Below are 15043 nucleotides of genomic sequence, written 5' to 3'. Positions count from 1 at the left end.
TTCGTTACCCTTCCGTAACTATGGCATCTCTGTTTCCGTCTTCCTCTTTTCCTTCTTCAATCATTTCTTCGGCTTCTTCTTTTTCTTCTTTTGTAGCATGGTCGATGCGTTCTTCCTGCTTTTTATCCTGCTCGTGATCAATAAAAAATTCACAGTATACCGGAAGATGGTCGGAACCAAAATTTTCAAGGGTTTTCAGGTCTTCAATAAAGATTTCTTCACTGTGGAACATCAGGTCAATCGGGAATCTCAGCAGACGGTATTTTGCGTGAAAAGTTGAGACAAATGAGCGTCCAATTCTGGGATCGATGAGGTGACTGGTTTTTCTAAATAATATGGAGGATTTGGACCATGCTACATTATTAAAATCACCGACAACAATAAGAGGTTTTTTTATTTCCCTTACTCTTTTTGCGGTACTTAGCAGGTCGCCGTCACGTTCTTTCGAGGTTTCTTCTTCGGTTGGACTTGGAGGTGGAGGATGAACTCCGAAAAATACAAAAGAAAATCCGTCTTCGGTTTTTAAATGCGCTTCAATGCTGGGAATATCATCTGCCACAAAATAATGCGTTCTGGAACTTTCAATTTTAATTTTCGAATAAAAATGCATTCCGTAGGTGTTTTCCAGCGTTACTTTATGATGGTACGGATAGTCTTTTTCCAAAGGTTTCAACGCCTGTTCCCAGTCGCCGTTACTTTCCATCGTAAGAAACATATCAGGCTTATATTTTTTAACCAATTGAATAAAGCGTTCATATTCTTTATTAAACTGATAAACATTGGCAGAGATAAAATGCAGTTTATTAGAAGACTGATATTTTTGCGTGTACTTTTTAACAGGGTACAGCGGAGTATATTTAATGAGAATGATGCTGTGATGGATGAGCATGACTAATAAAAGTCCCTGATAATACCAGAAATATTCAGATTTACCGGGAGCGGCGAAACCGAGAATAATAGTCAAAAGTATAAATACCGTGATCTGTATTTTACCAAATTCCGGAACCCGGAATATCCAGTGAGAATGTTGAATTTTTGGCAGTATGGTTACAATTAACAACAATACAGTCAGAATCAGATAAGCTGTCCACATATATTAAAATAATTCTATAAATTTAATTTATTTTTTATTATTGCTCAAATCAAATTATCTTTAAAGCATATTCTTAACAACAATTAAAGCTTTCGAAATACATTTTACCATGAACAAAATTTTTGCATTCCTCTTTCTTTCAGGAAGTTTATGTTTCGGGCAAAGTCAGGAAATTGAACAGCCTGTAAGGACTTTATTTACTGCGATGAAAAATGCAGATGCCGAGCTGCTGAAATCCGTTTTTTCTGAAACAGCTGTTCTGCAGACCATCACCAAAGACGGTGTGAAAAATGAAGACATCAATGATTTTATAGCCTCCGTTTCAAAGATGCAGAAAAATGATCTTGATGAAAGAATCATTATTGAAGCTATCCATACCGACGGAAACCTGGCGAGTGTTTTTACGCCCTATTCTTTTTATTTTAAAGGCAAATTTTCCCATTGCGGAGCAAACAGCTTTCAACTGGTAAAACAACAGAGCGGGGAGTGGAAAATCCAGTATTTAATTGATACAAGAAGAAAAGACAACTGTAAGGAAATAAAATAAACTTTTAAATGAAAATCCACCATATCGCCATCATCTGTTCAGATTATGAAATTTCAAAAAAATTCTATACTGAAGTTTTAGGATTAAATATCATCCGTGAAGTATACCGTGAAGAAAGACAGTCTTTCAAGCTGGATCTTGCCATAGGAGACCATTATATGATTGAACTTTTTTCATTTCCCGATCCTCCGGCAAGGCCTTCCAGACCTGAAGCATGTGGGCTGAGACATTTGGCTTTTTCGGTAGAAAATGTTAATGAAAAAAGGGAAGAATTAATTCAAAAAGGACTACATTGTGAAGAAATCAGGATTGATGAATTTACGGAGAAAGCATTCTTCTTTACCCAGGATCCGGACCAATTGCCGCTTGAATTCTATGAAGTTTAAAAATTTACCATGAAAAAACATGTAATCATTTTAGGACTGCTAATGATAGTTCAGTATAGTGCACAGATTGTCCATGAACCCAAAAACCATCCTAAAGAATGGTCGCAATCTTATGAGCCCTTCCGGATTGCCGGAAATCTTTATTATGTAGGAACGTATGATTTAGCCTCTTATCTCATTGTAACGGATAAAGGAAATATCCTTATTAACACAGGATTGACAGATTCACTTCCGGTAATTAAGAACAATATTAAAAAGCTGGGTTTTACATATAATGATATCAAGGTATTGCTGCTTACACAGGCGCATTACGATCATTTAGGAGCAATGGCAGCTATTAAAAAAGAAACAGGAGCAAGATTATATGTTGATGCCGCAGATGCTGGAGTCTTAAAAAGCGGAGGGAAAACGGATTATGAAATGGGAAAATATGGCGTAACGTTTAAACCGGTTACCCCGGATTATATTTTAAAAAATAAAGACATTGTAAAGCTTGGAAACACCACCCTCACCATGCTTCATCATCCCGGACATACAAAAGGTTCCTGCAGTTTTATATTTGAAACTAAAGATAACAAAAGAAGTTATAAGGTTTTAATTGCCAATATGCCGACCATTATTATTGATAAAAAATTCTCGGAAGTTGCTGCTTATCCTTCTATTGAAAAAGATTATCAATACACTTTACAGCAAATGAGAAAGCTGAATTTCGATATTTGGGTAGCTTCCCACGCAAGCCAGTTTGACCTTCATGAAAAACGTAAGCCGAAAGATCCTTACAATCCGGGCGCATTTATGAACAAAAAAGAATATTTTGATCAGCTTGATGAGCTGGAGAAAGATTATCTTGAAAAAAAATCAGAAGAGCTTAATGGGCATAACCTGTAAAGAAGCTGATCGCCATGATAGCTAGAACGATGGAAGAAATGACTACATAGACGTAGTCTTTTTCTTTTAAATACCCGATCAGTGCAAAAATAATCCTCATTAAAGGGGTGAAGATCAGAAGCAAAATCCCCAGCTGAATGATGGCCATTCCTTCGCCTTTGCAAAGCGAATTCCAAAAATGTCCCCAGACTTTTTCCGAGGAACTTCCCATATCGAGTGAAGTGTATTTTTTAGGCATTTTAAAACCCTCTGTAAAAAGCTTTACAAAACCGATCAATGATGTAATAACAGAAAGAATAACGCCTAATCTCAGCAAATTTCCCACCGAACGGTTCAGATCAACATCTGTGAAGTTCTTTTTCATTATCTGAAGCTTTTATTGATACCGTTATACATCATATATACAGAAAGGATTGTAATCACAATCGCAAAAAATACCTTTAGCTTTTTTGTTTTTGAAACCATCAGTGTTTTAGAACCGATAAAGCTGCCTACCACAACCCCGATCAAAACCGGAGCTACAATCACAGGAACAATTTCTCCTCTCTGGAAATAGATCAGTGCACTTGCCACCGCAGTCACACCAATCATAAAATTACTTGTGGTGGTTGAAACTTTAAAAGGCAGTTTCATCATATTATCCATCGCCAGAACTTTCAATGCTCCGGATCCTATTCCCAAAAGTCCGGACATGGCACCGGCAAACATCATCATAAAAAATCCCGGAACCGTATTTCTTGCAGAATAGCTTTTCAAAATACCTTTATCAGGAAACGTTCCGTACAGTTTCAGTTTTTCTTCAAGGCTTCCCTTAATTACGGGTTCCTGATGGTCAGGCTTGCCTTTTAAATTTAAAATAACCGTTAAAAGAAGGATGCTTGCGAAAATGATTCCGATGGTATTGGGATTCAGCATTCCGGAAACCAGTGCTCCAACGATTGCTCCCGCCGTTGTGGCAATTTCCAGAAACATCCCGATCCGCATATTGGTGAAACCTTCTTTCACAAAAGCAACTGCAGCACCGGAGGAAGTTCCGATCACAGAAATAAGAGAAGCACCGATAGCATAATGCATAGGAACACCAAAACCCAGTGTTAACAAAGGAATAATAATAACTCCTCCTCCCAAGCCGGTCAGTGACCCAAGAAGTCCTGCCGAAATTGCTCCAAGGAAGAGAATAATGATTTCTGACATGCTACAAATATAAAACTATTGCGTTAGTCTGCCAAACGTTTAAAAAAGATAAATTTGACGTATTTTTGCCTAAACAAAAATTGAAATATGAAACTTTTTTATATCATTCTCGGAGCGACACCACCCGGAAGAAATATTGAGCAGCACGATGTGTTTTTCGGAATCGCAGAGAACCTGAAAGATCTTGTGGAAGATATGAAAGCTTTCTGGAAAGAAGCAAAAGGAAAAATTCATATCGACTGTTATCAGGAAGTGAAATTTGTAGACGGATATGAAGTGAAGATTGTTGAAAGAGGGCAGGAAACTTCCGAAGAGCAGCTCTATTTCATCAATCTCGGAGGATATAAAAGAGGATTTTTTGAAGAGTTTCATGAGCAGCATCTTGTAGTGGGAACGTCAATGGCAGAAGCTGTAAAAAGAGCAAAAGCAACGGAGTTTTACAAAACTATGGGTTTCAAAGGAGCAACCAGCCATATTGATGAAAAACTCGGGGTGGATATCGATGATATTTTCCCGGTAAAAGAAATTCTTCCTTCGGAAATGAAGCAGAAATATGCAATTTCCCTGGTAAGATCAGATGCTGAAAATCAGGAAAATTTCGTAAGTCTGGGCTATCTGAAGATCGATAAAATCCAGTAAATAATATATTTTTAAATGAAAGTTTTCGGGCTTTATTTAAAATATTCAATAAAATAAAATCTAACAGAAAAAATAAAAGGTAAAAATGAAAATAGGAATTTTAGGTGGCGGACAGCTTGGAAGAATGCTGATTCAGGAAGCGTTAAAATACGACGATGAATTTTATACACTTGATCCGGCTCCCGATGCGCCATGCCACAATATTTCTTACTTTACACAAGGGAATTTCAACGATTATGAAACGGTTCTGAATTTTGGTAAGGATAAAGACGTGGTGACTATTGAAATCGAGCATGTGAATGCAGATGCACTGTCCGAACTGGAAAACCAGGGAATAAAAGTAGTTCCGAATTCCAATATCATTAAAACCATTCAGCAGAAAATTCTTCAGAAACAATTCTATAAAGCCCACGATATTCCGAGCCCGGAATTTGAAGTGATGGACGGAAGTTCCGACGAAATAAAAATGCCGCTGCCTTTCGTACAGAAAATGAATACAGGCGGCTACGACGGGAAGGGAGTACAGGTAATCCGCACTGCAGAAGATATGAAAAATCTGTGGACACAGGATTCAGTAATTGAAAAGCTGGTGGATATCGATAAAGAACTTTCCGTTATTGTAGCCAGAAATGAAAACGGCGAAACCAAAACTTTTCCTGTAACGGAAATGGTGGCAGATCCCAAACTGAATCTTCTTGATTTCAATATTTGTCCTGTTGTTTTATCAGATGATATTGAAGAGCAGATCAATTCCATCACAGAAAAATTTTTAAATGCCATCAATTCTCCGGGGCTTTTCGCTATTGAGTTATTTTTGGATAAAGAAGGAAAAGTATGGGTAAATGAAACGGCTCCCAGATTACATAATTCGGGTCATCAAAGCCAGGAAGGAAATGCCAATTCGCAGTTTGAGCAGATGTATCGTGTTGTGAAAAATTTGCCTTTGGCAGATACCGACGCCATCATCTACAGCGGAATGCTGAATCTTGTTGGTGCGGAAGGTTATTCCGGAAAAGTAATCTATGAAGGAATGGAAGAAGTCTTGAGATTGCCTGAAACCTACGTTCACCTGTACGGAAAAACCGAAACCAAACCCGGAAGAAAAATGGGGCACATCAATGTTCTGGCAGAGTCCCGAGAAGAGCTGATGGAAAAGCTGGTAATGGTAAAAGGAATGGTAAGGGTGATTGCAGAATAATGCTATGCTAGAGCCCTGACAGAGTTCCAAACTCTGTCAGGGCTTTGCAGCATCTACTTAAAAATCTTTTTAATAATATTCCCGATTTCCATAAAATCATCATGATTCCCTACCGATCTTTTTTCAGAGTTATTTTCATTAAATTCGCAATAAGGGAAAATCAGCAAATAATTTTTATCCGGCAGGTTTTTGTTCAGCAGCTCCGGAATTAATCTCATTCTCGGAATATAAGAATGCATTCCGCGTTTTGCCATAAAAAGTATTAATGCCTCATCTTCCTTCAGCTGTGAAGCGGTTTCTTCGCCGTCTTTCCAGGTTTTCATAATGATAAATTCGGCCTCAATATTGGCTTTTTTAAGAATTCTCTGAAGGATGTTCAGAATATTTTCGGCAGCATAAAAAACAACAGTTGCCCCTGAATTTCTGGCAATATTCCAGACTCTTAAAAGCGCATGAAAAAATCCGGCTTCCTTGTGAGCATTTTCTGGAATCATTACGGCGTATTTCTTAATGGTTGACAAAGGTTGTGCCGCGTGGTAAACAAGCACATTAACATCGTCGTTTTGAAGATAGCCATTATAAAGGTTATACACAAAAGCGGGGGAGAAGCCTTTTTCATCCTCCAACCCGATAATAAGATCCGTGATATTCTGTTCCTTTATAACATTATTGATTCCGTTTACCACATCATTATCATATCTCTTTAGTGTCTGCATTTTCACGTCTGAAGCCGCTGCCGTATCTGCCGCCTGGTGAAGAAGCTTTTCTGCATTCTTTACCGAAGATTCATTTTTATCTTCATTAATGACATTTAAAGCAAATAAATCTTCTGTATTGGAATGGGCTTTAATCAGAATTCCCAAATTCACCATTCTTTCCACAGTAGTTTCATAATTTAAAGCTAAAAGAATATTTTCTTCTTCATGACTGTTTCCGGAAACAGTATCTTCATTATCCTGCTCTGCAATTTTTTGTGCACTGGACATTGAAATAAAGGAGGAAATCGTACAGGAAATAAGGATGAGCAGAATACTTCCGTTCAAAACATGTTCATTGAGTAAACGAACAGGTTCACCGGTTTCAGTTTCGGAGAGAATAATATTATATCCCACCATAACAGAAGCTAATGTTGCCGCTGCGGAGGCTGAGCTTAAACCAAAAATGAGTTTCCCTTCTTCACCGGAAAGTCTGAAAGTTTTTTGGGTAGCAACTGCCGAAAGATATTTTCCACCTATGGATGCAACGAGCATAATTCCTGCAACTTCCAGCGTTTCCCAACTTTTAAAAAAGACTTTAAAATCAATCAGCATACCTACACTTATCAAAAAGAAAGGAATAAAAATGGCATTTCCTACAAATTCTACTCGGTTCATAAGAGAAGAAGTGTGCGGGATTAATCTGTTTAAGGCTAGACCTGCAAAAAAAGCACCGATAATGGCTTCAACACCTGCTAATTCAGCAAGTAAGGCTGCAAGATATATCATAACCAGTACAAAAATATACTGTGAAATTTTATCATCAACCTTTTTGAAAAACCATCGTCCGATTATTGGGAAAACAAACAATACAATCAGTCCGAAAATAATAAATGAAACCGAAAGTTTTACCCAGAATTCAGTTCCTACCTCACCCTGCGACATGCCAACGATAACAGCAAGGACCAATAAGGCAAGAATATCTGTAATCATGGTCCCGCCAACGGTAATGTTTACGGCAGGGTTTTTTGCAATTCCCAGTTTGCTCACTAGAGGATAGGCAATAAGTGTATGTGATGAAAACAAGCTGGCAAAAAGTATTGAGGTGAGCATGGAAAAACCAAGAATATAGAAAGCACCTAAATATCCTAATACAAAAGGAACCGTAAAGGTATAAATGCCGAATGTAAGGCTTTTCCACTTGTTTTTTTTGAAATCTCCCATATCAATTTCCAGGCCTGCCAGAAACATAATGTATAAAAGTCCGGTAGTTCCGGTAACCACAATGCTGCTGTCTCTTGCCAGAATATTGAAACCATTCGGGCCAATTACGGCGCCGGCAATAATGAGGCCCAGAAGATGAGGAACTTTTATTTTATTCAGAAGAAGGGGAGCTGCCAGAATGATAATCAGCACAAGAAGAAACTTCAGCACCGGATCTTCGATGGGGAAACTCAGATTATGTATGCTCAGTAAGTTCATAAGTGTTTATTTGGTTGAACGGATAAGTTCTACAGAGAATTTTGCCATACAGTTATCTACAGCTATTGTTCTTGTACCTCTGATTTTGTTTGGTGAAATTTCATTCAGCAAGACATTCATTTCCACCCGTTTTTTTGATGTGGAATCTGTTTTGTAATTGAGTTTGATCTCGTTGTTTTCAAATTTCCCGGAGTATACCCTCACCAGATTGTTATTATTGATAATTTTCGTTGAAAGCTGTAAAGAATCGCTGTCGAATTCCCAAGTATCGGTACGCTGGTCTCCAACCACATAATCGTTACAGTTGGATTCTGTGCAGATTACTTTTCCTGTCCATGCACCGGCAACCTCTTTTGGCCAGACTGTAATTTTTATGGAATCTTTCTTTGAGAAAATACTGTCTCTCATCTTTAAAAGAGATTGATATTCAGATTCTTTTTGAGCAAATATCTTCTCTTTTTCCAGCAGCTGTTTTTCTCTCATCATAAGATCAGTTTCCTTTTTTTTATCGTCACAGGCAACTAAAAGAAATGAAATCGTAATGATAATAAATAGTACGTTTTTAAGCATATTGTAATTTTGGATTAAACAATATAATAAAAAATGATGATAATAAGAAATTCTAAAGGTTCAAAATACTCGTCGGGATCTTTATCATTAGTCTTTATTTAACCAATTTGTGCCTTTTAAACATTTCCCGGTTGTAATTGATGACGAACACTCCAAGGATGATCAGACCTGCAGCAATGATAAATTTAGCAGAAATGTCTTCTTTAAGAAGCAACCAGCTTAAGAATATGGAAATAATAGTATTCACATACGCCAGGATGGAAACCTGAACCGGTGAAACTCTTGTTAAGGCATAATGATAAGCAAAAAAAGCTGCTACGGAACCGAATAGGGATAAATATAACATGGCCGAAACACTTTTCAGCGACCAGTTCCCGAAGTTATAATCTTTGGTGAATAAAAATGCGAAGATGATCTGAATAATTCCGGCAAAAGCAAACTGGTAAAAAAGGTTTAATGAAATATTTTTACTCTGAATATTCATCTTTTTTGTGAAAATAGTTCCGGAGGCCCAACCCAGAATGCCACAAAACAGAAGGAAAATCCCGAATCTATACTCCGGAATCGCAAGATCATGGATGCCGTCCCAGAAAATAAATGTTATTCCTCCGAAACATAATGATACGCCGATAAGTGCTCTGAAAGTAAACTTCTGTAAACCTAATGCCACGCTTCCAAGAAATACGATAATGGGTGATGTTGCACTGATTAAAGATGTAAGGCTGCTGGTAAGTGTTTCTTCTGCAACCGTTGTTAATCCGTTGGCAACAATCAGCATCAATGATGAAAAAATAAGCTGATAGCCCAGGTTTTTCCAGCCAATCCACTGAAATTGTCTTCTGTATAAAAGAATCATAAGCATGATGATGGAAGCCAGAAACTGACGGATTCCCGCTACAAACCAGGCAGGGATAGTTTCAACAGCGACCCGGATGGATAAAAAAGTAGTTCCCCAGACAATAGCAACAGTCAGGATTGCGAGCGTAAGTTTATAATCTTTCAAAATGTGGTTGTATGGTTAGCAAAAATACTTAATTTAAAATTGAATGTCGTCTAAAGACAGCGCATGCCGTTGATAGGAACAACTTTTGCGCCTTTTTGCATGGAGCTTATTAATTTTTTATCTTTGAGGATCTAATAAACAGAAGAATGGTAGGAATTATTATGGGAAGTCAGAGCGACTTGCCGATCATGGAACAGGCTGCAAATTTTTTAAAATCTTTGGATATTCCGTATGAGCTGACGGTAGTTTCCGCACACAGAACGCCGGAAAGGATGTTCGATTATGCTAAAACAGCCAGGGAAAGAGGCCTGAAAGTAATTGTAGCCGGAGCAGGCGGTGCAGCACATCTTCCGGGAATGGTTGCAAGCTGTACAACATTACCCGTGATTGGAGTTCCTATTTTATCAAGTAATTCTATCGACGGATGGGATTCTGTCTTGTCAATTCTTCAGATGCCCGGAGGAATTCCTGTGGCAACTGTTGCTTTGAATGGTGCTTTGAACGCAGGAATCTTAGCAGCAAAAATTATTGCGGCTTCAGACCATCTGGTGGCTGAAAATCTTCAGAAATATCAGGACGCACTTAAAGATAAAGTTTTGGGAACAGTTGATGATATTAAAGCAAAGCATCCTAATCATTTTGACCAGTAAAATACGGTAGATAAATCATTTGGGGCTCACGATTATCGTGAGCCCCAAATGGTTATTGCTTGATAAATTTGAAATGATGCCTTTTATCTTTAGTGATAATTTGTATTGTGTAATTTCCTGTTGCTAAATATTTAACATCAATTTTATTGTCATTTAACTCTTGCCGGAGAACAATTCTTCCTGATGCATCGAAAATGATACACTTAATCCCTTTGATATTCTTAAGGTAAATAATATCTTTTGTCGGATTCGGATAAATAGAAAAAGTATTGTTAAGAGATGCTTCTGAAGTTGCCAGAATTCTGCATTCTCCGAGATTATCTCCGGTAATTTGCCATCCTTTGGCAATAAGAGCGCTTCTATAACTAATTATATCTGAAGAGTAGGACAGAGGTGCAACAGAGCCTATATTTACATTATTTGCCGTGTTGTTGTTCATTCCCCAGCCTTTTAATGTCTTGCTGTAATTGACACAGTTTAAACCGGAATTGTTGAGCATGGAAGATGCCATCACCAAAGCCTGAAGGTTCCAGTTTCCAAGATCCTGGTTAAAGCTGGTTGCATTTTGAAACATCGATTCCGTACGTATTATCTTGCCCATATCCCAGTTTCCGATGTCCTGATTAAAATTTATCGCACTAAAGAACATGAAATGACAGGTAATTACATTGGAAGTATCCCAGTTTCCGATAGGCTGGTTGAAGGAGTCAGCCATAAAAAACATAAATTCCATATCCGTATTTTTTGACATATCCCAGTTTCCGATGGGCTGATTGAAGTTTGTTGCATGCTGAAACATGCTTGATGTGGTTGTTACTTTAGAGGTATCCCAGTTTGCAAGAGGCTGATTGAAAAGATTGCAAAACCCAAAAGTACCTTCCATTTTGGTGACATTGGAAGTATCCCAGTTTTCAACGGAGCGGTTGAATATATAACAGGCGAAAAATGCATTTGAAATATCCGTAACATGAGATATATTCCAGTTATTGATGGTTGGATTTAACAGTAAATTAAAACATTGAGAAAACATTTTAGCCATACTGTTAACATTCGACAAATCCGGGATGTCAGTTGCCGGAACATCCAGGTTGCTACACACAGTGAAGGCTTCCTTCATTGTTGTCCATTGATTATTTCCCCACTGTTCTACGCTAATGATTTTTTGAGTGTCGCCTACAACTGCAGGTGTCTGGGGAAATAAATCTGTATCGGCAAATCTGATATTGCTGTAGCTTCCTGTTACCTTTAACCTGTAGGTTGCATTAGCCGGATTAGGATTTAATGGCATTCCGAAGTCGATCAGGATATTAAGATTCGAAGAAAGGCTGGTTAAGTTTCCATTATGAGACGGATATCCGATTTCTTCCCATGCAACATCGAAATTAGTTCCTCTCATTGGAAAGAAAATCTGAGTATCTGTAGAAACAACTCCGGTTTGTAAAGCAGAAGTCTGGATATTAGACGGCTTCCATACCGTAATAAATTCATTCTGAGCCTTTAGGAATTGGGCTAAACTTATCAAAAGAATTAAAAAAGATAGTTTTTTCAGCATCTTTATTTTTTAATGAATTTGAAATTCAAAAGTTGATTTTTTACCATGAATTGTAAAACATAATTTCCCTTTGTCAGAGAGCTGATATCTATTTTATGATCACGCAAAGTATTCTGAAGAACGATTCTTCCTGATGCATCCACAATGGTATATCCTGTAGCATTTTTTTCATTTTTAAGATAAATAAAATCTGTTGCAGGATTCGGATAAATACTGATCTGATTTTTTAAAGGATTTTCTGAAGCAGATAGCAAACCTTCGCATTCCATGATATAATTATCTCCTGATATTAACCAACCTTTATTATTTATTAAAAAATCCCTGGCCGCTAAAGATGCCGATGAACTATACACAAGCGGTGCCACACTGTATAAATTGATTCCCGAAGGAGTAGCAGGGTTATTGGCCCATCCTTCCAGAGTATTTCCGTAGTTGGTACAATCTATTCCCGAACTGGCAATCATTCTTGCAGCCATGGAGAGTACGCTTAAATTCCATTTTCCCAAGCTATAGTTAAAGGCAAAGGCCTGTTCTAATATAGACCTCATATCCGTAACTTTTGAAGTATCCCAATCCGTAATATCCTGGTTGAATTCCAGACAAATATGAAGCATATGCGTCATGCTGGTAACCTTTGAAGTATTCCAGTTTCCGATAGGCTGATTAAATTTAGGGAGATAGTGGAACATCCAGTCCATATTGGTTACATTCGAAACATTCCAGTTTCCAATCGGCTGGTTGAAATTTCCTGCGCTGGCAAATAAGTGGCTCATATTGTTTACGGAAGAGGTGTTCCAAAGATTGAACGTAGGATTTCCGAGAAGGGATGAGCAATTGTAGAACATGGCTAACATGCTGTTTACAGAGGATAAATCCGGAATGTCGGTTGCTGTTACATCAAGGTTTGTACACTCTGAAAATGCCCATTCCATATTGGCCCACTGGATATTTCCCCATTGCGAAACTTCTAATATTTTTTTTGTATCTCCATTGAAAGAAGTAATGGTGGGAATACGAAGGCTTGGAGAAATGAATGCCTCATTAGGGAATTTTACAGCCTGGAAATTTCCGTTGCCATTGCTTATTTTAACTTTGTAAGTGGCACTACCCGGGTTTGGATTAAGAGGAGCTCCGAAATCGATGAGAAAATGATCTGCGGAAGTTACGGTAAAGCTACTGTTATGGTTAGGAAATCCTATTTCTTCCCAAGATACGTTAAAATTATTTCCAGATCCCGGAAACCAGATCTGATTAACCGTAGAACCGGATCCCGAAAAAACAGTAGTACTTTGGTTGCTGGGTTTCCAGATGGTGATAAACTCATTCTGGGCTTCTAATGTTTGACAAAAAATCAGGCATAAAAAAGTTACGATATATCTTAACATGAGCAATATTTTCAATGTTCTTTATTCTTTAATGAATTTATGAGTTTGAACTTTATCTTTTGTTACGATCTGTAAAATGTAATTTCCTTTTGATAAAGTGCTGATGTTGATGATTTCATTTTCTATCCTTCCTTCCTTTAGTAGTCTTCCGGATGCATCAACAATTCTGTATTTTTCAGCGCCATGTAAGTGTTCTGTATGGATATTATCTTTCGCGGGATTAGGATAAATTGAAGCTGCTTTTGTGGTTTTAATTTCAGAGGTTGCAAGAAAACAGCTTCCAACTGAGTCTCCTGAAATAATCCAGTTTTTGTTATTAATGAGAAAGTCTCTTTCGTTGACAATATTTGAGGCGTATTTTGCCGGCGTTGTAGACCCCAGATTGACATTGTTTGCCGTATTGGGATTGTTTGCCCAGGCTACAAGTGTTTTACTGTAATTGTTGCAATCAATAGCAGTATTTACAATCATACTTGAAGCATCGCTCACTGATGCTAAATTCCAGTTTTCGAATGACTGATTATAGCTTGATGCCTCTGTTAAAAAAGTATTTATCGTTGTAACGTTACTTACATTCCAGGAGTTTAAGTTTTGATTGAATGAAGTACAGCCATGAAATACGTGTGCCATATTTGTAACATTGGATGTGTTCCACATATTTAAAGGCTGATTGAATACAGGAATCATATGAAACATAAAATGCATATCCTGAAGACTTGAAGTGTTCCAATTGTCCAATCGCTGATTGAAGCTTACACATTGACCAAACATCCAGGCCATATTGGTAACTTTTGAAACGTCCCAATTGTTTACACTTTGATTGAATACTGCTCTTCCGGCTAACATATAGCTCATATCTGTAGCTGAAGAAGTATTCCAGTTTCCTATAAAAGGTGAATTGAACTGGTGAGGAATAGTAGAAGTGCTTGTAAGACAAGAAAACATAAAGCTGAAGTTCTTAACTTTGGACGTATTCCAGTTTTGCATAGAAGGAGCTCCTGTAAATTGCGGAGTTCCATAAAACATAAAAGATACATCTATAACAGCGTTAAGATTCGGGCTGTCTGTTGCAGTAAGTTGCAGGGACTGGCAATTGTTAAAAGCCGAATTCATAGAGATCCATGAGATGTTTCCCCATTGCTCTATTTCTGTTATTTTATCAGCGCTGCCAAACATCTGCCAGATTGGTATAACCAATTCTGCAGCATTAAATAATTGTGCTGTTCCAAATTTTATTTGTCTGAAAACACCGTTTCCATTGGAGACTTTTACTCTGTAAGTTGCACCGGAAGAATCTCCGCTTGATGTTCCGAAATCAATTAAAACCTGATTGGCAGAGGTTACGTTCGTCATAATTCCGTTGTGAAGCGGATAACCAATTTCTTCCCACTCAATTGTATAATTTTCACCATTGCCGGGAAACCAGATTTGATTTGAATTTGCCTGAAAAGGAGCGTCTACAGTAACACTGGGATTTGAAACAAGGCCAGGCTGCCAAATAGTAATAAACTCATTCTGTGCTTTCGTAATCTGAAAGAAAAAAATACAAATTGTAATGAGTAATAGTTTTTTCATAGTTATATAGTTTGGAGTGAGAAATAACGAAGTATAATTTTATTAATCTAAATATTTGGATAAATATTGTTGATTTATTTTTAAAATTAATGTGTTATTATTGAATATTTCTTATTAAAAGCAAATATAGTGTTTTTCTATAAATATCTTTAATTTGTGAATTAAATACTGTAAAATAAAAATGCT

The 15043-nt window shown here is 37.4% G+C and carries 15 protein-coding genes; 6 read left to right on the top strand and 9 right to left on the bottom strand.

Annotated features, from left to right (window positions below):
• Positions 1 to 4: 4 nt before the first annotated feature.
• Positions 5 to 1093, bottom strand: a complete 1089-nt coding sequence (locus U9K52_RS05245; RefSeq protein ID WP_263602552.1) for an endonuclease/exonuclease/phosphatase family protein — start codon at positions 1091 to 1093, stop codon at positions 5 to 7.
• 109 nt (positions 1094 to 1202) lie between these two features.
• On the opposite strand from U9K52_RS05245, the gene U9K52_RS05240 reads away from it, so the two are divergent.
• Genes U9K52_RS05240 through bla form a run of 3 tightly spaced genes read left to right on the top strand, consistent with a single transcriptional unit; the run spans position 1203 to position 2914 of the window.
• Positions 1203 to 1640, top strand: a complete 438-nt coding sequence (locus U9K52_RS05240) for a nuclear transport factor 2 family protein (protein WP_248394317.1) — start codon at positions 1203 to 1205, stop codon at positions 1638 to 1640.
• A gap of 8 nt (positions 1641 to 1648) precedes the next feature.
• Positions 1649 to 2026 carry a VOC family protein gene (locus U9K52_RS05235; protein WP_312172595.1) on the top strand — a complete coding sequence of 126 codons (378 nt, stop codon included), beginning with the start codon at positions 1649 to 1651 and terminating at the stop codon, positions 2024 to 2026.
• A gap of 9 nt (positions 2027 to 2035) precedes the next feature.
• Positions 2036 to 2914 carry a subclass B3 metallo-beta-lactamase gene (gene bla, locus U9K52_RS05230; RefSeq protein ID WP_322925602.1) on the top strand — a complete coding sequence of 293 codons (879 nt, stop codon included), beginning with the start codon at positions 2036 to 2038 and terminating at the stop codon, positions 2912 to 2914.
• On the opposite strand, the gene U9K52_RS05225 is transcribed toward bla, so the two are convergent.
• Both U9K52_RS05225 and U9K52_RS05220 read right to left on the bottom strand, forming a co-directional pair.
• Positions 2895 to 3278 carry a DUF1634 domain-containing protein gene (locus tag U9K52_RS05225; RefSeq protein WP_248394311.1) on the bottom strand — a complete coding sequence of 128 codons (384 nt, stop codon included), beginning with the start codon at positions 3276 to 3278 and terminating at the stop codon, positions 2895 to 2897. The genes bla and U9K52_RS05225 overlap by 20 nt on opposite strands.
• A complete protein-coding gene (locus U9K52_RS05220; protein ID WP_248394309.1) occupies positions 3278 to 4108 on the bottom strand; it encodes a sulfite exporter TauE/SafE family protein in 831 nt (276 codons plus the stop codon). The genes U9K52_RS05225 and U9K52_RS05220 overlap by 1 nt, the downstream gene beginning before the upstream one ends.
• A gap of 87 nt (positions 4109 to 4195) precedes the next feature.
• Here U9K52_RS05220 and U9K52_RS05215 point away from each other — a divergent pair, with 87 nt between their 5' ends.
• Together U9K52_RS05215 and U9K52_RS05210 are read left to right on the top strand one after the other, a co-directional pair.
• Complete coding sequence (locus tag U9K52_RS05215) at positions 4196 to 4747, top strand: DUF1543 domain-containing protein (protein ID WP_322925601.1); 552 nt, start codon at positions 4196 to 4198, stop codon at positions 4745 to 4747.
• Positions 4748 to 4832: 85 nt separating this feature from the next.
• Positions 4833 to 5945: a 5-(carboxyamino)imidazole ribonucleotide synthase gene (locus tag U9K52_RS05210; RefSeq protein ID WP_322925600.1), complete on the top strand. Its 1113-nt coding sequence runs from the start codon at positions 4833 to 4835 to the stop codon at positions 5943 to 5945.
• A 53-nt stretch (positions 5946 to 5998) separates the two neighbouring features.
• Here U9K52_RS05210 and U9K52_RS05205 read toward each other — a convergent pair whose 3' ends face one another.
• From U9K52_RS05205 to U9K52_RS05195, 3 genes are all read right to left on the bottom strand, one after another.
• Positions 5999 to 8122 carry a cation:proton antiporter gene (locus U9K52_RS05205; RefSeq protein WP_322925599.1) on the bottom strand — a complete coding sequence of 708 codons (2124 nt, stop codon included), beginning with the start codon at positions 8120 to 8122 and terminating at the stop codon, positions 5999 to 6001.
• Between the two features lie 6 nt (positions 8123 to 8128).
• Entirely contained in the window at positions 8129 to 8692 is a 564-nt protein-coding gene (locus U9K52_RS05200) for a hypothetical protein (RefSeq protein WP_248394302.1), read from the bottom strand.
• A 94-nt stretch (positions 8693 to 8786) separates the two neighbouring features.
• Positions 8787 to 9695: a DMT family transporter gene (locus tag U9K52_RS05195; protein WP_322925598.1), complete on the bottom strand. Its 909-nt coding sequence runs from the start codon at positions 9693 to 9695 to the stop codon at positions 8787 to 8789.
• Between the two features lie 146 nt (positions 9696 to 9841).
• Here U9K52_RS05195 and purE point away from each other — a divergent pair, with 146 nt between their 5' ends.
• The gene (gene purE / locus U9K52_RS05190; RefSeq protein ID WP_248394300.1) at positions 9842 to 10345 is read left to right on the top strand and encodes a 5-(carboxyamino)imidazole ribonucleotide mutase; all 504 of its coding nucleotides are present in this window, start codon (positions 9842 to 9844) and stop codon (positions 10343 to 10345) included.
• 52 nt (positions 10346 to 10397) lie between these two features.
• On the opposite strand, the gene U9K52_RS05185 is transcribed toward purE, so the two are convergent.
• Genes U9K52_RS05185 through U9K52_RS05175 form a run of 3 tightly spaced genes read right to left on the bottom strand, consistent with a single transcriptional unit; the run spans position 10398 to position 14857 of the window.
• Positions 10398 to 11897: a BspA family leucine-rich repeat surface protein gene (locus tag U9K52_RS05185; protein ID WP_322925597.1), complete on the bottom strand. Its 1500-nt coding sequence runs from the start codon at positions 11895 to 11897 to the stop codon at positions 10398 to 10400.
• Between the two features lie 2 nt (positions 11898 to 11899).
• The gene (locus U9K52_RS05180) at positions 11900 to 13282 is read right to left on the bottom strand and encodes a BspA family leucine-rich repeat surface protein (RefSeq protein ID WP_322925596.1); all 1383 of its coding nucleotides are present in this window, start codon (positions 13280 to 13282) and stop codon (positions 11900 to 11902) included.
• A gap of 21 nt (positions 13283 to 13303) precedes the next feature.
• A complete protein-coding gene (locus tag U9K52_RS05175) occupies positions 13304 to 14857 on the bottom strand; it encodes a BspA family leucine-rich repeat surface protein (RefSeq protein ID WP_322925595.1) in 1554 nt (517 codons plus the stop codon).
• Positions 14858 to 15043: the final 186 nt, after the last annotated feature.

The sequence above is a fragment of the Chryseobacterium sp. MHB01 genome (assembly GCF_034651565.1).
Classification (GTDB): Bacteria; Bacteroidota; Bacteroidia; order Flavobacteriales; family Weeksellaceae; genus Chryseobacterium; species Chryseobacterium nepalense.
Note: the sequence above shows the minus strand (reverse complement) of the source record. Positions and strands in the feature narration are given on the sequence as shown.